Raw genomic sequence first — 19584 nt, 5'->3', positions numbered from 1 at the left:
AAACTTCAACGGCTGGTAATGGTCTTAAGGGCACGTGCGACCATCTGCGACGTGCCGCATATGTCTGCGAGATAGTTTGCGATGGCTTGATCCAGTGCCCGGGCCTCGGCATGACTGGACCGCACGAAACGCAACCGGCTGCCGCTGCGCGCCTGACCCAGTCGCCAGAGATCGGCATCGATGATGCCAGCGATCTTGGGATAGCCGCCAGCGGTGTTGGCATCACTCATCTGGATGATCGGTTCGCCAGCGGGCGGAACTTGAACGACGCCGGCAACGATGCCGTGCGAACGCATTTCTACCGGCGCCACCAGCCGGATAGGGTCGCCGGAAAGCCTGTAACCGGTACGGTCGCTTTGCGATGAAATCTTCCAGCTCTGGCTCCAGAACCGCTCTGCATCTGCACCGAAAAGGTCATGTTCGCCAGCGGGTAGAGCCCTGATCAACAGCGTGCCATCGTCTTCGACAGGAAAAAGTGATGCCATTTCGAGCATCGGCGGAACGACGCCAAACCCATCTGCGGCAAGTCCGGGTATCACAGCCTCACCCAGTGGAAGAAGATCGCCCTTCTTCAGCGACCGACCCTCCATGCCACCGAACGCACCACGCAACGATGTGCTGCGAGAGCCCATAACCGGTGCAACATCGACTCCACCACCAAAGGCGACATAGGCACGGGCATACCCGACAGCAGGCGTTACTTCCAACACCTGTCCGGCGTCTGCCATCTGCATCCACCAGGGCGGCATTTCGATGCCATCAAGTGTGGCGCTGCCGCCTCCGGTGATGGCAACGGCTGTTTTTTTGTCAAAACGCACGCGGAACGGAAATGTCTGCAACTCTACAGCTGCCGAGCCCCCGTCATTGCCGACCAGAAGGTTTGCGACTTTGAGCGCTAGCGGATCCATCGCACCGCTCACCGTCACGCCGATATCGCGAAAACCTGTGCGGCCCAGATCCTGAATGGTGTTCAGCGGTCCGCTGTCGATGACCTCGATCACAGCTCTATCCTTTCAGGGATGAAACGCACGATATCGCCCGGTGCCATGATTGCCGGCGCCGCTGCACTCGGATCAAACATCGGCAGGTCGGCAAAGCCGATCGAATTCCAGCCGTTCGGACCGGTCAGGACTGCAACGCCGGTTTGCATGCCGCCGATGGTGACACAGCCCTTTGCCATCTTCAGCGATGGTACTGTCTTGCGCGGCATGTGGATGCGCGGATCAAGTCCGTGCAGGTATCCAAAACCCGGAGCACTGCCGAGCGCAAACACGGTGTAGGTGCCTTCGTGATGGATCCGCACGACCTCGCTGTCGCTCAAGCCCGAATGATCGCAAAGTGCTGCAAGATCGGTGGCATGCTCGCCGCCGTATGTCACGGCAATCTCGATTGTCTTGCCGTCGATATCGATGCTTTCGGCACGCGCCCACGCTTCCGCAAGCCGTTTTATCACGAGGTCTGGATTTTCGGGTACGGACTTCAGGATAGCGAGGAGATTGGTCATGCCCGGAACGGTCTCGACGACGTCGTCCCAGGTGCGGACCTCATGCGTCAACGCCCAGATGCGACGTTGTGCGGCCAGATCGAATTCGCCGGGTGCTTCGAGGAGGAAGGCTCGACCACCAATGACCGAAATCTGCGCCCGCTCCATCACGAGTGGAGTTCCGAGCGGCTGACTGGTGAGGGGCTGCGGTGCTTGCTTCATGAATGCCTCTCGATTTCGAAGAGGGGGGCGCCATAGCCGACAAGTGTGCCGTTTTCGGCGAGCACGCGTGTCAGGACACCTGCTTTGCTGGCCTTGACGGGCAGCAGGACGGGGCCAATACCGATAAAGCCTAGAATTTCACCGGCAGTGACATTACACGGCAAAGAGCTGGAAACCGTTCGGGAGTGGGTGAAGACACCGGCCAACTGTGCCTTGGCAATATTCGTTTCCGAAGCCTTTGCGGCGTCGTCCAGCACTGAGGCTGCGCCGGTGCGCTCCACCACGATGCGCAGTTTTTGGTGTCTTTGCTCGATTTCGATGCCATCGACACCCGCCGTCGTCAGCGCTGCGGAAAGAGCAGCGATCACTGTGGAATCGCTGAGATTGATGCCGCTCATGACACGCTCCGCCGCTTCAGCCATTTTTCGAGATAGTGGATGTCGGTGCCGCCAGCAGCAAAACCTTCGTCTTCGAACAGCGCGCGCAAGAGGGGCAGATTGGTGGAAATACCGTCGATCTCAGTCTCCGCGAGCGCGCGCCGCATGGCAATGATGGCCTCGGCGCGGGTCGGTGCATGGACGATCAACTTGCCGATCAGAGAATCGTAATAGGGCGGCACCTTGTAACCGGCATGCACATGCGTATCGACGCGGATACTAGGGCCAGAAGGCAATCGCAAGCCGGTGATCGTGCCAGCCGAGGCCAGAAATGTCTCCGGGTCTTCGGCGTTGATACGGCATTCGAACGCATGGCCTTCGGTCACGACGTCTACTTGGGTAATATCAAGTGGTATACCCTGCGCTGCCTTGATCTGCGCCTGGACAATATCCACGCCGCTGGTCATTTCGGTTACCGGATGCTCGACCTGTAGACGGGTGTTCATCTCAATGAAATAAAAACCGCCGTCTTCATAGAGGAACTCGAACGTGCCGACACCGCGATAACCGATCTGCTGGCAGGCGGTGACGCAGGCAGTGGCAACCGGCTCGATGATGTCCACTGGAATGCCCGGTGCCGGTGCTTCTTCAACCACTTTCTGATGGCGACGCTGCATCGAGCAATCGCGGTGGCCGAGCCAGACAGCGTTGCCATGCACGTCGCAAAGAACCTGGATTTCGACATGGCGCGGATGCTGAAGGAATTTTTCCATGTAGAGCGCTGGTGTGCCAAAAGCCTGGCGCGCTTCTTCGCGTGTCGTGGAGATCGACTCATGCAGCACGCTGGAATCTGTCACCACCCGCATACCGCGTCCACCACCGCCACCGGCTGCCTTGACGATAACCGGATAGCCGATGTCCGCAGCAATGGCTTCGACCGCAGCCTTGTCGTCAGGCAGCTCGGAATCGGGTCCGGGGACGCAGGGAACGCCAGCGGCAATCATTGCAGTCTTGGCGGCAATCTTGTCGCCCATCGTGGCGATTGACTGCGCCGTCGGGCCGATGAAGACCATGCCAGCGTCTTCGACCGCCGCCGAGAAGGCCGCGTTCTCCGAGAGAAAACCATAGCCAGGATGCACGGCCCCTGCACCGGTCATTCGAGCCACCAGCAGGATGGCATCCTTGTTGAGATAGCTCTTGCCAGCACTTGCCGGGCCGATGCAGATGAAATTGTCGGCGAGGGCGCCATAGCTCGCCTGCCTGTCCGCTTCTGAGCAGACCATAACCGTTTTCAGCCCGAGATCTTTGCAGGCCTTGAGGATACGAAGAGCAATTTCGCCCCGGTTGGCGATCAGGACGGTATCGAAACCTGGCGTCCGTTCATCGTGTTGGGCAACCTGCGGCATCAAACGATCTCCGCCAGAAGATCGCCAACCTCGACTTCGCCGCCATCCACGGCAGGCAGGCTGACGATGCGCCCCGTGCGTGGCGCAGAGATACTGTTGAAAACCTTCATTGCCTCGATGATGAACAATGTCTGGCCGACGTCGACCAGATCGCCCAGCGCGACGAATGGCTTTTCACCGGGTGCGGAGGCTGTATGCAGCAGGCCGAATATTGGCGACGTGATAGGGGTGGATGTTTTTGTCGGGGCAACGCTGTCTGCCAGCGTTGCGGCTGGAACATCCGGGCGCGCCGCGTCAGACTTGCCGTTGCGAAAAATCCTTACGGTCGTGTCTTTTTCCGTGACCGTCAGTTCAGTGATGTTCGATTGGCCGACGAAGTCGATCAATGTCTTGATTTTAGAGAGATCCATACCTCACCCATGCCAAGGCCACTATTGTTCCGCTGGCAGATGCAGCGTCAGGCGCCATTCTGAGTACATCAGTGCTGGAGCGATGGGGTCAGACGAAGTTTTAATGGAGTGCTTTTCCGGTTCTCTCCTGACGCAGTTCATGTTGAAAAGGCAGTCGGGAGGTTTATGAATGCGGTGAACAGTCATGAATCCCAGAAAAGGAATTGCCCTCAAGGTGCTATCAGCGCTGTGCGCAACGTTGATGGCGGCAAGCATTAAAGGGCTGGATGGTCATATTCCGACCGGCGAGGTGGTTTTCTTCCGCTCCATTTTCGCGCTGCTTCCCCTTCTCATCTGGCTCAGCTTGCAGGGAAGCATTCTCGCGCTGACCAAGACCCGCCATTTGGGTGGTCATGCGGTGCGCAGTATTTCCGGCACAGGTGGGATGTTCTTCAGCTATCTGGCGCTGGCCTATCTACCGCTCGCCGACGCAACGGCGCTGAGTTATGCCGCGCCGTTGTTCACGGTCGTGCTCGCCGCAGTTCTGCTAGGCGAAGTCGTCCGAGCTCATAGGTGGACGTCCGTGGCGATCGGTTTTTTCGGTGTGCTGATTATGCTTTCACCGCATATCGACTTGTCCCATGCGGCAAATACAGCCGCAATGTTTGGCAGTGCGGCTGGCCTGCTGGCAGCGCTTTTTTCCGCGGTATCTTCTGTGCAAATCAGACACCTTGCCAAAACCGAGCAGCCAGGGGCAATCGTGCTCTATTTCTCGCTGATCACCACGGTCATCGGTCTGGCGACTGCGGTATTCGGTTGGACATTGCCAACGCCTCTGCAATTTTGCCTGCTTGTCAGCGCAGGAATATTCGGCGGCCTGGCGCAAATCCTGATTACACTGAGCCTGCGTCACGCACAGGCATCGCTGGTGGCTCCATTTGAATACACGACGATGCTGTGGTCAGTCCTGATCGGTTACATCGCGCTCGGACAGTTGCCCGTCGCAACGACCGTCATCGGCGGTATCGTTGTTGGCGCAGCCGGTCTTTTCGCCGTGTGGCGGGAGAGCCGGCTGAAGCGCAGTATGCAGCTGGCAGAGAACGCGCTGGCCTCATCAGAGTGTTGACGCGTTCCCTTGATCTGCTGATCAGATGTCAGACTTGAAGCCCTTGGACTTCAGAACCGGCTCGAGATTGCTGACCTCGATCACCGACTTGCCAGCCTTGTAGGCAGCGATAAAGCCGGCTTCAGCATCTTCGCGGGCCTGCGAAAGCTTCGCGACTTCCTGAGCCTCAGCACGGCGCACGACGACCAGGCCGTCTGCATCACCAACAATGATGTCGCCGGGATAGATGAGCTCGTCGCCGACGATGATCGGATCGTTGACCGAAGTAAGGGTTTCCTTGACTGTGCCCTTGATGCAGACGCTGAGTGAAAACACCGGAAAGCCGAGGTCACGAAGCTGCAAGGTATCACGAACGCCGGTGTCTGTGACGAGTCCACCGATGCCTTTGGCAAGGCAGGCATTGGCCAATACATCGCCAAAAGACCCTGCCTCCTCATATTCACCGCCCGAGACGACGATGATATCGCCCGGATTGGCGTAGTTGATAGCGAGTTGCAGCATGATGTTGTCGCGCGGCGCACTTTTGACGGTGAAGGCAGGGCCGCAGAGTTTCATCCGGTAATCGACCGGCTTGATCCGCGACGACAGCGCGCCACGACGGCCCTGCGCCTCATGAATGGTGGCAGGCGAGAACGGCGCCAACGCTGCAATGTCTTCCTGGCTTGGACGTTCTGGAATCTGCTTGATGTGGATCATGGTCGTCTCCGTAAGGATGCTAGTGATTTCGATGAATGGCGGACATGAACCCCTGAACGTCGGGGTGTGTGTCCTTTGAGAAAAACACGTCCGGTGCCGCGTCGAAGGTGAGTTCACCTTTCTTGAGGAACCAGATTCGGTCGGCGACTTCGCGTGCGAAGCCCATTTCATGGGTGACGCACATCATGGTGATGCCGCCACCGGAAAGCTCTTTGAGAAGCCTCAGCACTTCGCTGACCATTTCCGGATCGAGCGCGCTGGTCGGTTCGTCGAGGATCAGAACTTCTGGTTTAAGGATCAGCGAGCGGGCGATCGCCACGCGCTGCGACTGGCCACCGGAAATATCGGCAGGCAGCGACTTCGCCTTGTCGGCAAGACCGACCCGTTCCAGCATCAGCATTGCTGTCGGCAGCGCTTGTTTGCGCGACTGGGCACGCAAACGGCGCAGCGGCATCATGACATTATCGACGACCGAAAGGTGCGGAAACAGGTTGAACTGCTGGAAGACGAAACCGATGCCGGTCCGCAGTTCGTTCACATCGACGGACTTTTCGTGAATGTCCCTGCCAGCCAAGGTGATCTTGCCCTTCTGGATAGGCTCCAGCCGGTTGACCGTTCTCACCAGCGTCGACTTTCCCGAACCGGAGGGGCCACACAGCACGATGGTGGTGCCTTTTTCGACCCTGGCACTTATGTCTTGGATAACCCGCAGCGCGCCGTACCATTTGGACACATTCTGAAACTCGATCATGCCACGGCCTCCACGACGACCCGCCCGGTGCGGCGGTTGGCAACGCGCCTTTCAAGAACGCCGGTGGCCTGGCTCAGCGCGAAGCAGAGAACGAAATAAGTGGCAGCGAGAATGCCGAATATCTGTAGGGGCTTTGTGACCTCGTTCGAGTTCACTTGCAGCATGGCGTAGGAGAGTTCCGGCACGGCAATGATCGAGCCAAGCGAGGATTCCTTGATGATGGTCGTCAGTTGATTGACGATGCCGGGAACAACGTTGAACAGCGCCTGTGGCAATACAACCTTGAATGTTGTGGGAATGTAGCCGAGGCCCAGTGCCTTGGCGGCCTCCATCTGACCTTTCGGCAGACCTTCGATACCAGCGGCGATGATCTCGCCGAGATAGGCGGTCTGGTAGATGACGATGGCGATGATCAGCGTATAGGTCGCGTCGATCGGAAAGCCGATCACCACGGGCAGGGCGAAATAAGCCCAGAAAATCAACATCAGCAGCGGAATGGCACGCACGCAATGCACGAAGCCGCTCGCAATTGATTTCAACGGCTTCGAATTGCCGGTCCGGGCAAGCGCGATCAGGATGGCGCAGGGAAACGTGACGATCAAACTGACGAAGGAGATGATCAGGGTCATCGCCAGACCGCCAAGCTTGCCATGCGGGTATTCACCGATCAGAAGCAGGACGCCGTATTCTTGCAGGATATCCAGCATCTACTTCACCCTCAGCCGGTAGCGCGTGGACAGGATCGACGAGCCCCACATGATCGCAAAGGAGATCAGCATGTAGATTGCCGTCACGAGACCATAGGCTTCGAAAATCCGGAAAGATTGTTCCTCGACATAGCGCGCCTGATAGCTCAGTTCCGCGACGCCTATGCCGGCGGCAAGGCTGGTGCCCTTGAACAGAATCAATGTCTGTCCGAGCAGCGCCGGAAGTGCCAGCCGCCAGGCTTGCGGCAGGATGACCCAGCGCATGGCGCCGAGATAGGTCAGACCGATAGAACGCGCCGCTTCCATCTGCGCCGGATGGATGGAGCGAAGGCCGCTGCGGAAATCCTCCGACATATAGGCGGCCTTGTTGAGCGCCAGCGCGACGATTGCATAGCCAATCTCGGCACCGATATCGTTGAGATAGTCGTTGACGACATCCGGCAGCACGACCGCGAAGCCGAAATACCAGACGAACAGCTGGATCAGGATCGGTACGTTGCGATGATACTCGACGAAGGCTGCGACGAGCAACTGCGTCGGTTTGAATTCTATCGCCCGCACGACAGTGAGGAAAATTGCCAGAACCAGCCCGATCACCCAGGAAATCGCAAACAGGACCATCGTGGTCTGTAGCCCCTGGAGGATGAGATCGAGATACTCCCCCTGTAGAACCTTGCTGAAATCGAATTTATAGCCCATGTCGATACGGTCTCGCTCCAGCGCGCCGTCAAGTTCATCAGAACCCATGACAGCAGCGCTCACTTTTTATTTTCGGTCATCATTGAGGGCTGACCGGCAGACGGATTTGCCTGCCTGCCGGAGTGTCTTTAAGAACTCTTATTCCGGGAACCAGGTTTCTTGCGGCTTGCCGAATTCGAACTTGCGCTCTGCCTTCAGCTCGGAATCCTTGCCCAGCCATTTGTCGTAGAGCTTCTGGCCTTCGCCCGACGTTTCAAGTCCGGCGAGAAACGCGTTGGTTGCCTTGACCAGTTCCGGAGAGCCCTTGCGAAACGCAAAGCCAGACGGCATCGACAGCAGCGGCTCGTCAAGGAAGCGAAGGGGTTTGATGTCAGCGCCAGCATTGCGCTCAACCGCCTTGCCTTCGGAGTAGCGATAGACGGTGGCCTTTACCTTGCCCTGCTGCAACGCGAGGAAGGATGCAGCGCTGGTCTCAAACGACAGCACGCGCGCGTCTGGAATGCGCTTTTCGGTGATCGGAATCAGAACCGAGCCTTTAACGAGGCCGATGCGCTGGCCGGAGAGATCATCGACTTTTGCAATATCGGATTTATCGAGGACAACGAAGTTGAAGTCTTCAGCGACATAGGCGCCACTGAAATCTACTTGTTCGGCACGCTGCTTGCTGTAGCTCAGCAGTGAAGCCAGGATATCGACGCGGCCTTGCGTCAGTTCGGCCATGCGGGTTTGCGGCGACACTGCGATCAGTTTCGGTGTCACGCCGAGATATTTTGCCAGCATCTGGCAGATTTCGATTTCGTATCCGGCTGGCTCACGGGTCTTTGGATCCTGAAAGCCAAGCGGTGGCGAATTGGTCAGCACGCCGCAATTCAGCGCGCCCGCAGCTTTGATGTCATCGAGCTGTTCGGCAGAAGCGATGGTCGAAAGGCAAGCGGCGCCTGCAAAAACGGCGGCGGCCAGGATGTGCTTTAGTGTCATTACGGTCCTCCTCGGCAGCATCCTCCTGCTGCAATATCGATTTGTAGAGGCCACCCACTATTCAAACAAATAGATATTGAGGATAACTCATATATCGATCCGGTATATCGAGATGGGACGACGCGATGGCACTCGACCTTTTGAAAATGCGGTATTTTGCCAAGATCGCAGAATTGGGCTCATTCACGCGCGCCTCCAGCGAACTCGGAGTCGCGCAGCCAGCGCTGAGTTCGCATATGCGGGCGTTAGAGGAGCAGTTGGGCGTTCTGCTGCTGAACCGCACGCCCAGAGGCGCTGTGGCGACAGAGGCAGGGCAGACGCTGTTAACCCACGCGCAGGCCATCCTGCGCGCCATGGATCAGGCCGAAGCCGCGACAAAAGAACAGGCGAAATATCCGACCGGGGACGTATCCCTCGGCATTCTCAGTTCCATCTGCCCGACTCTGGCGGTACCGGTGATTGAAGAGTGCTCGGTGCGGTTTCCGAAAATCCGACTGACGGTGAGCGAAGGCGACAGTCAGGCACTGCGCACCGCAGTGGAGACGCGGGTGCATGACCTTGCCGTGACGCTGGAAAGTGTTGCCAAGTCGACCGCGATGCCACTGTTCGATGAGACGCTGTACGCGTTGGGTCCGCAGGGGAGGTTTTTACGAGATGACGTACTGACAGTCGAGGACGCGCTTGGCTTGCCGCTCATCCTGCCGACGCACCGGCACGGTATCCGCATTTTGCTTGAGCGGCAGGCGCTGATGCTTGGGCGGGAGCTTAATATCGTCCGGGAAATCGAAGGCGTCGCAAGCACCAAAGCGGCGATCCGTGCCGGGCACGGCTTGACCATTTTTGGTCGGGCCGCAGTCTATGCCGATCACGATAGTGGCAATCTTTCCGCCGTACCGCTATCGCATCCCGGCCTGACACGCCGGCTTGTGCTCGACATGCCTGTCAATCATCCCGCAACCCGCGCCGTCATCGAGGTGCGCAACATATTGCTGACTGTCGTAAAACGGCTAGGTCTGGAAGGCCACTGGGCCTGCCTGCCGCAGATTTAAGAAAAAGCAATTTGCTGCGTCGCTCTGTCGCTTAGTCAAGCAGCGGAAACACTTCATCATGCGTAGCGACAAAGAACTTTCCTTTTGGCGTAACCCAGCCGCGGAACATACCGTCTGTATTGTAAGGCGTTGCAATCGAGCCATCAGAAGCAACAGCAACCAGTCCAGCACCTATGTCGTATGGTTTCAGATCATCGTGAATAACCTTTGAGGCCGCCTTTTCCAGTGTTTCGCCTAGATAGCCGATGCGGCTCGCCACCTCATGACCCACCGCGTAGCGGATGAAAAATTCACCTTTGCCGGTGCCGGATACGGCGCAAAGACCATCCCGTGCATAGGTTCCCGCACCGACGATTGGGGTGTCGCCAATCCGGCCGACCGGCTTGTTGTTGTAGCCGCCAGTCGAGGTTGCTGCCGCCAGATGCCCTGCTGCGTCGAGAGCGACTGCGCCAACGGTGCCGTGTTTTTCGGATTCACTGGCAGCTGCTGCTGTGCCTGCCGCTGCATGAGCTTTCATCGCGGCCAATGCTTTGACGCGCTTTTCAGTGGTGAAGTAGTCTGGTTCGACGATGTCCAGGCTTTCTGCTTCGGCAAATTGATCGGCGGCGCTACCGCCCATCAATACGGCGTCTCCCTTCTCCATCACGCGGCGTGCAGCTTTGACTGGATTGCGGATACGCCGCACCAATGTTACCGCACCCGCTTCCAGCGTCGCGCCATCCATAATCGAGGCGTCGAGTTCATGTTCGCCATCAGCATTGAGTGCCGCACCATAACCGGCATTGAAATGCGGGCTGTCTTCCATCACGACGACGGCGGCCTGCACGGCATCGAGTGCTGAGCCATTCGATGTGAGCACAGCCCAACCGGCTTTCAACGCATGACCGAGATCGACGCGCGCCGCCTCCCATTCCGCGTCGGTGAGGCCGAGCTTTGCCATCACACCGCAGCCCCCGTGAATTGCCAATGCGATTTTGCTCATTGTACTTCCTTCTCCCAACCCAATCGGCCGGGCAAAACGACCCGGCCGAGGTTTTTTAACGTTTGCCCAGCTTACTTCGCAGGACGGATGTTCATGGCCAGCGTATCTTCATCCGAACGCGGCACGATGGTGATTGTCTTCTTCATGCCCCATGCCGAGATGATCGAGGCAATGGAAAGGTTGGGACGATCTGTTGCAACCAGTGCATTGGCGTCCTTTAGATATTGCTCACGCTTTGCAGCATCCATTTCAACGCCAGCGGACTCGATCAACTTGTCCAGTGTCGGGTTAGAGTAACCACGAATGTTAAACGCACCCAGTTTCTTGGCGGGTTCGTTGGTGTGAACCAGCGACGAGAGCGTGTAGTTGGACTCGCCCGTCAGAGTTCCCCAGCCGGACATGGTCAGCGAGTAATCGCCACGCGTGTTGGCAGGAAAATAAACCGCGCCAGGCTGGGCATTGGCTTCGACCTGAATACCGATCGCGGTCAGCATCTGGGCAATCGTCGTACCGGCATCTTTGTCGCCGGGAAGACGGTCGTTGGTGAACGAGAAGGTCACTTTGAAGCCGTCAGGATAACCCGCTTCTGCCAAAAGCTTCTTGGCCTTGTCCACGTCTGACTTGGTCGGCTTTACATCCGGATTATAACCGAAGATGTTCGGCGTCACGAGCTGCGACTGGACCGTGCCCATGCCTTCCATGGCAATCTCGGTGATGGTCTCCCGATCAATGGCGAGATCGAACGCTTCGCGAACCTTCGGATCGGTGAAAGGATTCTTCGCCAGCGGGGAGCCATCTTTGGCGCTGATCTGCGGCGACTTTTCACGGAAGTCGAATGCGATATTGAAGAGGTAGACGCTGTCCTGGCGTACGATGGTAAGTTTGGAATCCTTCTCGAGCGTCGGTACGTCAGAAGCGGGAATACGGGCGATGAGATCGACCTGACCGGCCTTCAACTGGGCAACGCGGGCGGCATCATTGGGAAGCTCCTTGCGGATAACCTTGTCCCAAGGCTCTTTGCCGCCCCAGTAGCCATCGAAACGTTCCAGAACGAGTTGTTCCTTCGGGGTCCATGAAACGAACTTGTAAGGACCAGTGCCGATGGCGGCCTTTCCGGAATTGAAGCCTTCGGATGCCTTTTCGGCGCTATCGGAGTAATCCTTCGCAGCGATGTGCGAGACGACGAACAGGCGAATGAAATCATTCGGCAGGGTCGGAGCGGGGCCATCGGTCTTGACCCGGATGGTCAGCGGATCGACGATCTCGACGGCTTTGACGCGGCGCACATAGATGGTGGTTGGGTTCGGGCCGGCAACGCGTGGAATTCGCTCGATTGAGAACTTTACGTCTTCGGCAGTGAAATCAGAACCATCATGGAATTTGACACCGGGACGCAGCTTGAATTCCCAGGTTGTATCGTCAACCGCCGTCCAGCTGGTGGCGAGACCGGGCTCGAGTTCAAGATGATTGCCGGATTTGATCAGAGAATCGTAAATATGCTTCATGGCCTCGGCATGGGTGCCAGCGGCGGTGAAGTCGGGATCGATCGATAGTGGTCCGGCGCGCACGCCGATTGTCAGGTCGGCTGCAAATACTGCACTGGAAACGCCGCCAATCAATGCCGTTGCAAGCACAGCCGCGCGGAATGTTTTCGAGATCGTCATTCTTCATTCTCCTCTGTCGTTGTCATTGGGGGCCAGTTCGGTGAATCCACGACGACCTTGGCGAGTAGCTCCGACAGCATCAGCTGTTCGGCTGGTGTCAGCGACGAGACCATCGCTTTCTCTCGCTCGACCATTGGCTGCATGGCCTGTTCGACGATGCGTTTGCCTTCGTCGGTGATGTAGAGGACAAAACTTCTCAAGTCCGCCTGATCGATTTCACGACGGACAATGTTCTTGTCTATGAGCTTTTGAATCGCCCTGCTGATCGTATTCTTCGGAAATCCTGAGGAACTACAGATCGCACTCGCGGTCAGCCCGTCGGATAAGCCGAGCGAATACAGGACGACAAATTCCGGTCGGGGAATGCCGTGCTCTTTTTCGATCAGCCGGTAGATCGGCTCGTTGAATTGCAACGCCAGAAAGTTGAAGCGAAACGACAGCCAGCATGGATTATGCCAGAGTTTGACGGAGACCAGATCTTCGACGCCATGCCTGCCGGCGGCATCCTTCCCGCCTTCCCGCAATAACGTTTCAAGTGTCGGCCCTCGTGTTTGTCGCACGTGTATCTCGCTTTTACTGTTTCTTGTGTTAGTCCCGTATGGAACTTGACGTGCGTTTAAATGCCTGTCAATTTCTTTTTTTAGTTCCATTTAGAACTTTGTTTCGTGGGACGCAGCCGCGTAAAAAGCACAAATATTGTGCTTATCTGCCAAATAGTGGGCGTTCTTTGCGCGTTTGCATCAAGAGTTAGAATGAGGATAGCGAGTTGAAGATAGCCGACATGAACTGGATGCAGGTTGAAGAGCGCGTTGCAGAAGATGATCGCTGCATTTTACCGATCGGCAGCGTCGAACAGCATGCCTATCTCAGTCTCGCGACGGACATGATTCTTGCCGAAAAGATATCTGTCGATGCCGCCGAGCCGCTCGGCGTTCCGGTTTTTCCGGTCGTATCGTATGGCTTGGCATCGTCGTTTGCGTCTTTTCCCGGAACACTGACCCTGTCTTTGTCTACCTATATTGGCGTTATCCGTGACCTGCTCGACAGCATGTACCGTTCCGGCTTCCGCCGCATCCTCGTGGTCAACGGCCATGGCGGCAATGTGCCCGCCACTACGGTCATTTCCGAGTGGCTGAACACGCATCCGGATGCATCCGTCAAATTCCACGACTGGTGGCGGGCGTCGAAGACGCTGGCAAAAGTGCAGGAGATCGATCCGGCTGCCTCGCACGCCTCATGGATGGAGAACTTTCCATGGACACGCACCTCTGACCAACGCCAGCCAACGACATCGAAGCCGCAGATCGACTACGCAGCGCTGGCCCGCGTCGGCGCAGCCCGCAAACGGGAATTGCTGGGCGATGGTAACTATCATGGTCTCTATCAGCGTCCCGATGAGGATATGCTGGCGATATGGGATGTGGCGGTAAAAGAGACTCGAGCGCTTCTGGAAGCGGACTGGCACTGACAATCACACGGATTCTAACGATTTCGAAGAGACGGGCAAACCCGCAAAAGATGGGAGAACTGGGAACGAATGTTTGGTTTCATCCTGCAAAGACTATGGCAAGCGCTCATCGTGGTCATCGCCATGTCGGCGCTTGTGTTCTGCGGTGTTTACGCCGTCGGCAATCCGATTGACGTCTTGATCTCCCCAGATGCGACGCAGGACATACGCGCTGCTGTGATTGCGCAATATGGCCTCGACCAACCGCTCTGGCAGCAATATTTCACCTTCGTTGGCCGCATCCTGCATGGCGATTTCGGACGATCCTTTGTCTACAATATGCCTGTGAGCGAATTGATCCTGACGCGTATGCCCGCGACCCTTGAACTAACGCTTGCCGCAGTGCTGTTTGCAAGCCTCGTCGGCGTTCCTATCGGGATGTATGCCGGGTATCGTCCGCACAGCCCGGTGTCCCGTGCCATCATGGCCATTTCTATCCTCGGTTTTTCGGTGCCGACCTTCTGGTTCGGCTTGATGCTGATCATGGTTTTTGCCGTTCAATGCGGCTGCATGCCCGCCGGTGGGCGCGGAGAGACGGTCAGTCTGTTCGGCGTCGATTTCAGTTTTCTTACCGGCGATGGACTTGCCCACCTTGTATTGCCTGCGTTGAACCTGGCTCTGTTCAAGTTTTCGCTGATGATCCGCCTTGCACGGGCCGGAACGCGGGAACTGATGTTGAGCGATACTGTGAAATTTGCCCGTGCCGCCGGGCTTTCGGAATTCACTGTTCTGAGTCGCCATGTGTTGCGGCTGATCTCGATTCCGCTCGTCACAGTCTTTGGTCTGGAGCTCGGCTCGACACTGGCATTTGCCGTCGTCACCGAGACGATTTTTTCGTGGCCCGGACTTGGCAAACTCATCATCGACAGCATCACTTCACTCGACCGACCCGTGATGGTCGCCTATCTGATGTTTGTCGCCCTTCTCTTCATCGTTATCAATCTTGTGGTCGACCTTGTTTACGCGCTGCTCGACCCGCGTTTGAGAAAGGGGCGTGCCTGATGCGCGATACTCCACTCTCCCGGTTTCTGGAGGAATTTCGTGGTAACAAGGTCGCCACCGGCGCTGCCGTGATGGTGTTCATCATCGTGCTGGTCGCGCTGATCGCACCGCTGGTCACGCCGCAGGATCCGTACGACCTTGCCCATCTGGTGCTGCGCGATGCGCGCAGGCCGCCGGGTTATGTTGGCACCGGCGGTTACACGCACTGGCTTGGCACGGATTCGCAAGGTCGCGATCTCCTGTCTGCCATCATTTACGGCCTGCGCATCTCGCTGCAAATGGGCATCATCGCCGGGGGTGTCGCCTTCGTGATCGGGGCGGTGGTCGGCTGTGCCGCCGCTTATATCGGCGGACGTTTCGAGAGTCTGGCGATGCGTATCGTCGACTTGCAGCTCTCGTTTCCGGCCATTTTGCTGGCCTTCGTTATTGCCGCTGTGCTTGGCCAGGGTCGTTACCAACTCATTCTGGCGTTGATCTTTGCGCAATACGCATATTTTGCCCGCACCGCCCATGGTGCGGCGGCTGCCGAACGACAAAAGGATTATGTTGAAGCGGCTTTGTCGATCCCGCTCTCACCGTGGCGGGTCGTGCTGAAACACATCCTGCCAAACTCGCTGCCGCCGCTCATCGTGGTCGCGACAGTGCAAGTCGCAAGCGCCATTTCGCTCGAAGCGACACTATCATTTCTCGGCGTCGGTCTGCCGCCCACCGAACCATCGCTCGGCATGCTCATTGCCAATGGGTTCCAGTACCTGCTGTCGGGCCGCTACTGGATTTCGATCTATCCCGGTCTCGCACTGATCCTCTTCATCGTTTCGCTCAACATTGTTGGCGACCAGATTCGCGACCAGCTCAACCCGAGGCTTCGCAGATGACCCCAACACCGACACACGCATCTGCAACCCCTCTTCTCGACGTCCGTAATCTCAAGACCTGGTTCCCAAGCGGACGAGGCGAGGTAAAAGCCGTCGATGGCATTTCCTTTTCCGTAGCGCCCGGCGAAGTGCTGGGGCTGGTTGGTGAATCCGGTTCCGGCAAGTCGATTACAGGATTTTCGATCATAGGGCTAATCGACGAGCCGGGCCGCATCGTCGAAGGTTCGATCAAGCTAGAGGGCAGGGAACTGGTCGGTCTGTCCGGCCATGAATTGCGTGCCATTCGTGGCAAAGTAATTTCCATGGTCTTTCAGGATCCGATGATGACGCTGAACCCGGTGCTGAGCATCGGTACGCAGATCAAGCTTGCCTTGGAAGCCCACGAGAATATCAGCAGTTCGGAAGCTCGCGAGCGGGCCATCAAGGCCTTGGCGCAGGTGCGGATCAGCGAGCCTGAACGGAAGGTCGACTTTTTCCCGCATCAGTTTTCCGGCGGTATGCGCCAGCGCGTGGCAATTGCCATTGCGCTGCTGCATAGACCCAAGCTGATCATTTGCGATGAACCGACAACCGCGCTCGACGTTTCGATCCAGGCTGAAATTCTGGCCGAGATGAAGGAACTCGTCGCGGAACTCGGCACCGCATTGATTTGGATCAGCCATGACCTCGCTGTCGTCTCCTCCATTGCTGACCGTGTTGCCGTGATGAGGTCCGGCAATATTGTCGAAATTGGCCCGGCGCTAGGCGTCCTGACAAAACCGCAGCATGACTACACCAAGGCACTGCTCGAAGCGCTGCCTTCGCGCGCCAAACCGAGCGAGTTGTTGTTGCGCGGCAGCGGCATCGCAGATGCGGCACCACCACCCCGAAAATCCGCCACCGCAAATTTACCACCGCTCGGCAGCCCTTATCTGGTGATCGACAATGCAGCGAAGCGGTTCGAGAAGCCGGTTGGGGTTCTGCATGGACTTGCGATCCGATCTGGCCTGTCGCAACCGGTCGCCGTCGTCAAAGCCGTGGATGGGGTCTCTATCACCGTCAAACGCGGCGAGGTGCTGGGGTTGGTCGGCGAATCCGGTTCCGGAAAATCGACGCTGGGGCGAATGGCCGCCGGTATCACCGTGCCGACATCTGGCGCCATCCGCCTCAACGGCCAACCTGTGATGAGCGCCGGCCGTAGTCCATCAAAGATCACCACCCGGATTCAGACTATCTTTCAGGATCCATTCGCCTCGCTCAATGGCCGGATGCGGATCGGCGACATCGTGGCAGAGGGGCCGCTGGCACACCGGCTGGTCAGCCGTGCCGATGCCCCAGACTACGTCAGAGAATGGCTGGCGGCAGTCGGCCTCGACCCCGCATTCACCAACCGTTTTCCGCACCAGTTTTCCGGTGGTCAGCGGCAACGCATCGCCATTGCCCGCGCGCTTGCCATGCAGCCTGACGTTATCGTCTGCGATGAACCAGTCGCCTCGCTGGATGTGTCGATACAGGCGCAGATCATCAACCTGCTGATCCGTCTGCGGTCAGAGCTTGATCTATCGCTGCTGTTCATCAGCCACGATCTGTCCGTGGTTCGCCACCTCTGCGACCGTGTCGCCATCATGTATCAGGGTCGTATCGTTGAGGAAGGCGAAACAGGCGCAATCTACGCACATCCGCAGCACGTCTATACCAAGCGATTGCTCGCAGCCGTGCCAGTCCTACCGCAAGCCGCCGAATAAAGAGAGGGAAAACGAGATATGGAACCTTGGGAATGGGACGAAACCACATGGCGCGGCAAGGTCGATAAAGTGCGGGCTGGTCGTTCACTGAAGCCGAAGACCTGGAAGAACGGTGCTCGCTGCGCCGTTGCACTCTCTTTCGACAGTGACCACGAGACCAATGAATTGCGCGATGGCGGGGAATCCATCGGTCGATTGTCGCAGGGACAATATGGCAACCGCCGAGGCGTACCGCGTATTCTGGAAACGCTGAAAAAAGCCGAGGTTCCCGCGACCTTTTTCGTACCAGCCGTTGCGGCACTTCTTTATCCAGATGAGCAGAGACGTGTGATCGCCGAGGGCCATGAGATTGGCTTGCATGGCTGGATTCACGAGGTGAACACAAAAGTGCCGCCTGACAAAGAGCGCGAACTGCACCTGCGTGCCGCCGATACGATTGAAAAGGTCACCGGCGTGCGCGCCGTGGGCATGCGCACCCCATCCTGGGACTTTTCCGCGGTGACGCTGGAAATCGAACGGGAACTGGGTCTCCTCTACGACAGCTCTTTGATGGCCGACGATGATCCTTATGAGTTGGTCGAAGACGGCGAGCCGACTGGCATGGTCGAACTGCCGGTAGAATGGATCAGAGACGATGCGGTCTATTTCAATATGAACCGCTTCACCGCCCACCGCCCATACACGCCGCCACCCGCTGTACTCGATATCTTCAAACGGGAATTCGACCGTGCCTATCAGGAAGGCGGCCTGTTCCTTTTGACCATCCATCCACATGTCTCCGGTTATCGCTCCCGCATTTTCATCCTTGAGGAGCTGATCCAGCATATCCAGCAGCATGACGACGTGTGGTTCGGCACCCATGCTGACATCGCCCGTTATGCCAAGGAGAATGCCGATGTCTGACGCGATCCGAAAAGTGGCGCTGGTCACTGGAGGCGGTCGCGGAATTGGCCGGGCCTGTGCTTTGGACTTGGCGAAACATGGGTTCGATATCGTTCTGGTCGATCTGATCGAGGACGATCTGGCGCGCACCGCCGCAGAAATCCGCGAGCTGACCCGCAAGGTGCTGACCTTCGTTGCCGATGTACGTGAGCACACGCGTGCCGCCCAGATCGTGGCAGACGTCGATGCGCAATGGGGCCGAATCGATGTGCTGTTCAACAACGCCGGTCGCCCGATGCCGAAGGGGATAGAAGACATTTCGGAGGAAGAGTTCGATACCACCATCGACATAAACCTCAAAGGTGCGTTCAACTACATTCAGCCCACGGTACTCGTCATGCGCCGCAATGGCGGCGGGCGCATCATCAACATGTCGTCGATGAACGCTCATACCGGCGGTGTTACCAGTGCCGTCAGCAAGTTTTCCTATACGGCGGCCAAAGCTGGCATTCTGGGAATGACCAAAGCACTGGCAAAAGAACTCGCCCCGAACATCGTCGTTAACGCCATTTGCCCCGGCGTCATCAAGACTGAGCGGTCGAACGCGATGATAGACGCTCGTGAGGAGCAGCTCGCGGCCGGCATCGCGCTGAAACGGGTCGGCACGCCACAGGATGTTGCAAACGTCGTCACGTTTCTCGCGACCTCCGAGCCCAACTTTATCACGGGTCAGGACATTCAAATTGACGGCATGCAGTGGGTGCGTTGAGAGATATTTTCATCGTTCTCAGGATCATAACCTGGAATATCCAAGAGTTTGAGCTGATTGGGCATAAGGCCCACGATTGCCCAAGCACATAACGCGTTTGACGGTCGCGATCCTTGATCGCGCTGTTCATTCGTTCGACCCAGCTGTCCAGATATGTTTGGGCTTGGTCGATCATTACCTCCTCTTCCTATTGCAAAACCGCTTCCTTGGCGAATGTCCCCGGTTGATCATGTAGCACGTCGCAAGACCCCTCACATTCGCTCGCCCGAAAGCCCGATATTGGCGTCATCGTGAAC

At 57.4% G+C, this 19584-nt stretch carries 21 protein-coding genes; 8 read left to right on the top strand and 13 right to left on the bottom strand.

What is annotated here, in order from left to right; genetic code table 11:
* Window positions 1-5: 5 nt before the first annotated feature.
* The 5 genes from RMR16_RS18035 to RMR16_RS18015 are packed head-to-tail and all read right to left on the bottom strand — an operon-like array spanning window position 6 to window position 3898.
* Complete coding sequence (locus RMR16_RS18035) at window positions 6-1001, bottom strand: biotin-dependent carboxyltransferase family protein (protein WP_320198691.1); 996 nt, start codon at window positions 999-1001, stop codon at window positions 6-8.
* Window positions 998-1651: a 5-oxoprolinase subunit PxpB gene (pxpB, locus tag RMR16_RS18030; protein ID WP_320199000.1), complete on the bottom strand. Its 654-nt coding sequence runs from the start codon at window positions 1649-1651 to the stop codon at window positions 998-1000. The genes RMR16_RS18035 and pxpB overlap by 4 nt, the downstream gene beginning before the upstream one ends.
* A gap of 50 nt (window positions 1652-1701) precedes the next feature.
* A complete protein-coding gene (locus tag RMR16_RS18025) occupies window positions 1702-2103 on the bottom strand; it encodes an acetyl-CoA carboxylase (RefSeq protein WP_320198690.1) in 402 nt (133 codons plus the stop codon).
* Window positions 2100-3488 carry an acetyl-CoA carboxylase biotin carboxylase subunit gene (gene accC, locus RMR16_RS18020; RefSeq protein WP_320198689.1) on the bottom strand — a complete coding sequence of 463 codons (1389 nt, stop codon included), beginning with the start codon at window positions 3486-3488 and terminating at the stop codon, window positions 2100-2102. Before accC ends, RMR16_RS18025 begins: the two co-directional genes overlap by 4 nt.
* On the bottom strand, window positions 3488-3898 hold the full coding sequence (locus RMR16_RS18015; RefSeq protein WP_320198688.1) for an acetyl-CoA carboxylase biotin carboxyl carrier protein: 411 nt from the start codon (window positions 3896-3898) through the stop codon (window positions 3488-3490). Before RMR16_RS18015 ends, accC begins: the two co-directional genes overlap by 1 nt.
* Window positions 3899-4082: 184 nt before the next feature.
* Here RMR16_RS18015 and RMR16_RS18010 point away from each other — a divergent pair, with 184 nt between their 5' ends.
* Window positions 4083-5003: a DMT family transporter gene (locus RMR16_RS18010; protein ID WP_320198687.1), complete on the top strand. Its 921-nt coding sequence runs from the start codon at window positions 4083-4085 to the stop codon at window positions 5001-5003.
* A gap of 21 nt (window positions 5004-5024) precedes the next feature.
* Here the strand turns inward: RMR16_RS18010 and RMR16_RS18005 are convergent, their stop codons facing one another.
* From RMR16_RS18005 to RMR16_RS17985, 5 genes are all read right to left on the bottom strand, one after another.
* Complete coding sequence (locus tag RMR16_RS18005; RefSeq protein ID WP_320198686.1) at window positions 5025-5699, bottom strand: 4-carboxy-4-hydroxy-2-oxoadipate aldolase/oxaloacetate decarboxylase; 675 nt, start codon at window positions 5697-5699, stop codon at window positions 5025-5027.
* Window positions 5700-5718: 19 nt separating this feature from the next.
* Complete coding sequence (locus tag RMR16_RS18000; RefSeq protein ID WP_320198685.1) at window positions 5719-6450, bottom strand: amino acid ABC transporter ATP-binding protein; 732 nt, start codon at window positions 6448-6450, stop codon at window positions 5719-5721.
* Window positions 6447-7157: an amino acid ABC transporter permease gene (locus RMR16_RS17995; protein ID WP_320198684.1), complete on the bottom strand. Its 711-nt coding sequence runs from the start codon at window positions 7155-7157 to the stop codon at window positions 6447-6449. Before RMR16_RS17995 ends, RMR16_RS18000 begins: the two co-directional genes overlap by 4 nt.
* Window positions 7158-7919: an amino acid ABC transporter permease gene (locus tag RMR16_RS17990; RefSeq protein WP_432354981.1), complete on the bottom strand. Its 762-nt coding sequence runs from the start codon at window positions 7917-7919 to the stop codon at window positions 7158-7160.
* A gap of 75 nt (window positions 7920-7994) precedes the next feature.
* Complete coding sequence (locus RMR16_RS17985) at window positions 7995-8834, bottom strand: transporter substrate-binding domain-containing protein (RefSeq protein ID WP_320198682.1); 840 nt, start codon at window positions 8832-8834, stop codon at window positions 7995-7997.
* A 125-nt stretch (window positions 8835-8959) separates the two neighbouring features.
* Between RMR16_RS17985 and RMR16_RS17980 the strand changes: the two genes are divergently transcribed.
* The gene (locus tag RMR16_RS17980) at window positions 8960-9883 is read left to right on the top strand and encodes a LysR family transcriptional regulator (protein WP_320198681.1); all 924 of its coding nucleotides are present in this window, start codon (window positions 8960-8962) and stop codon (window positions 9881-9883) included.
* A gap of 31 nt (window positions 9884-9914) precedes the next feature.
* Here RMR16_RS17980 and RMR16_RS17975 read toward each other — a convergent pair whose 3' ends face one another.
* The 3 genes from RMR16_RS17975 to RMR16_RS17965 form a co-directional block, all read right to left on the bottom strand.
* On the bottom strand, window positions 9915-10865 hold the full coding sequence (locus RMR16_RS17975; RefSeq protein ID WP_320198680.1) for an isoaspartyl peptidase/L-asparaginase family protein: 951 nt from the start codon (window positions 10863-10865) through the stop codon (window positions 9915-9917).
* A gap of 71 nt (window positions 10866-10936) precedes the next feature.
* Entirely contained in the window at window positions 10937-12529 is a 1593-nt protein-coding gene (locus RMR16_RS17970; RefSeq protein ID WP_320198679.1) for an ABC transporter substrate-binding protein, read from the bottom strand.
* A complete protein-coding gene (locus RMR16_RS17965) occupies window positions 12526-13179 on the bottom strand; it encodes a MarR family winged helix-turn-helix transcriptional regulator (protein WP_320198678.1) in 654 nt (217 codons plus the stop codon). The genes RMR16_RS17970 and RMR16_RS17965 overlap by 4 nt, the downstream gene beginning before the upstream one ends.
* 116 nt (window positions 13180-13295) lie before the next feature.
* On the opposite strand from RMR16_RS17965, the gene RMR16_RS17960 reads away from it, so the two are divergent.
* The 6 genes from RMR16_RS17960 (at window position 13296) to RMR16_RS17935 (ending at window position 19288) form a co-directional block, all read left to right on the top strand.
* A complete protein-coding gene (locus RMR16_RS17960; RefSeq protein WP_320198677.1) occupies window positions 13296-13997 on the top strand; it encodes a creatininase family protein in 702 nt (233 codons plus the stop codon).
* Window positions 13998-14066: 69 nt separating this feature from the next.
* On the top strand, window positions 14067-15038 hold the full coding sequence (locus RMR16_RS17955) for an ABC transporter permease (RefSeq protein WP_320198676.1): 972 nt from the start codon (window positions 14067-14069) through the stop codon (window positions 15036-15038).
* Window positions 15038-15913 carry an ABC transporter permease gene (locus tag RMR16_RS17950; protein WP_320198675.1) on the top strand — a complete coding sequence of 292 codons (876 nt, stop codon included), beginning with the start codon at window positions 15038-15040 and terminating at the stop codon, window positions 15911-15913. Before RMR16_RS17955 ends, RMR16_RS17950 begins: the two co-directional genes overlap by 1 nt.
* The gene (locus RMR16_RS17945) at window positions 15910-17637 is read left to right on the top strand and encodes an ABC transporter ATP-binding protein (RefSeq protein ID WP_320198674.1); all 1728 of its coding nucleotides are present in this window, start codon (window positions 15910-15912) and stop codon (window positions 17635-17637) included. Before RMR16_RS17950 ends, RMR16_RS17945 begins: the two co-directional genes overlap by 4 nt.
* A gap of 18 nt (window positions 17638-17655) precedes the next feature.
* Window positions 17656-18540: a polysaccharide deacetylase family protein gene (locus RMR16_RS17940; RefSeq protein ID WP_320198673.1), complete on the top strand. Its 885-nt coding sequence runs from the start codon at window positions 17656-17658 to the stop codon at window positions 18538-18540.
* Complete coding sequence (locus RMR16_RS17935; protein ID WP_320198672.1) at window positions 18533-19288, top strand: SDR family NAD(P)-dependent oxidoreductase; 756 nt, start codon at window positions 18533-18535, stop codon at window positions 19286-19288. Before RMR16_RS17940 ends, RMR16_RS17935 begins: the two co-directional genes overlap by 8 nt.
* Window positions 19289-19584: the final 296 nt, after the last annotated feature.

The sequence above is a fragment of the Agrobacterium sp. rho-13.3 genome, assembly GCF_033957765.2.
Lineage (GTDB): Bacteria > Pseudomonadota > Alphaproteobacteria > Rhizobiales > Rhizobiaceae > Agrobacterium.
Note: the sequence above shows the minus strand (reverse complement) of the source record. Positions and strands in the feature narration are given on the sequence as shown.

Excerpts from the sequence above, each read along its gene's own strand:
- pxpB (WP_320199000.1), bottom strand. The coding sequence starts at position 1,651 with ATGGAGCGGGCGCAGATTTCGGTCATTGGTGGTCGAGCCTTCCTCCTC.
- RMR16_RS18025 (WP_320198690.1), bottom strand. The coding sequence starts at position 2,103 with ATGAGCGGCATCAATCTCAGCGATTCCACAGTGATCGCTGCTCTTTCC.
- accC (WP_320198689.1), bottom strand. The coding sequence starts at position 3,488 with ATGCCGCAGGTTGCCCAACACGATGAACGGACGCCAGGTTTCGATACC.
- RMR16_RS18015 (WP_320198688.1), bottom strand. The coding sequence starts at position 3,898 with ATGGATCTCTCTAAAATCAAGACATTGATCGACTTCGTCGGCCAATCG.
- RMR16_RS18010 (WP_320198687.1), top strand. The coding sequence starts at position 4,083 with ATGAATCCCAGAAAAGGAATTGCCCTCAAGGTGCTATCAGCGCTGTGC.
- RMR16_RS18005 (WP_320198686.1), bottom strand. The coding sequence starts at position 5,699 with ATGATCCACATCAAGCAGATTCCAGAACGTCCAAGCCAGGAAGACATT.
- RMR16_RS18000 (WP_320198685.1), bottom strand. The coding sequence starts at position 6,450 with ATGATCGAGTTTCAGAATGTGTCCAAATGGTACGGCGCGCTGCGGGTT.
- RMR16_RS17995 (WP_320198684.1), bottom strand. The coding sequence starts at position 7,157 with ATGCTGGATATCCTGCAAGAATACGGCGTCCTGCTTCTGATCGGTGAA.
- RMR16_RS17985 (WP_320198682.1), bottom strand. The coding sequence starts at position 8,834 with ATGACACTAAAGCACATCCTGGCCGCCGCCGTTTTTGCAGGCGCCGCT.
- RMR16_RS17980 (WP_320198681.1), top strand. The coding sequence starts at position 8,960 with ATGGCACTCGACCTTTTGAAAATGCGGTATTTTGCCAAGATCGCAGAA.
- RMR16_RS17975 (WP_320198680.1), bottom strand. The coding sequence starts at position 10,865 with ATGAGCAAAATCGCATTGGCAATTCACGGGGGCTGCGGTGTGATGGCA.
- RMR16_RS17970 (WP_320198679.1), bottom strand. The coding sequence starts at position 12,529 with ATGACGATCTCGAAAACATTCCGCGCGGCTGTGCTTGCAACGGCATTG.
- RMR16_RS17965 (WP_320198678.1), bottom strand. The coding sequence starts at position 13,179 with ATGGAACTAAAAAAAGAAATTGACAGGCATTTAAACGCACGTCAAGTT.
- RMR16_RS17955 (WP_320198676.1), top strand. The coding sequence starts at position 14,067 with ATGTTTGGTTTCATCCTGCAAAGACTATGGCAAGCGCTCATCGTGGTC.
- RMR16_RS17950 (WP_320198675.1), top strand. The coding sequence starts at position 15,038 with ATGCGCGATACTCCACTCTCCCGGTTTCTGGAGGAATTTCGTGGTAAC.
- RMR16_RS17945 (WP_320198674.1), top strand. The coding sequence starts at position 15,910 with ATGACCCCAACACCGACACACGCATCTGCAACCCCTCTTCTCGACGTC.
- RMR16_RS17940 (WP_320198673.1), top strand. The coding sequence starts at position 17,656 with ATGGAACCTTGGGAATGGGACGAAACCACATGGCGCGGCAAGGTCGAT.
- RMR16_RS17935 (WP_320198672.1), top strand. The coding sequence starts at position 18,533 with ATGTCTGACGCGATCCGAAAAGTGGCGCTGGTCACTGGAGGCGGTCGC.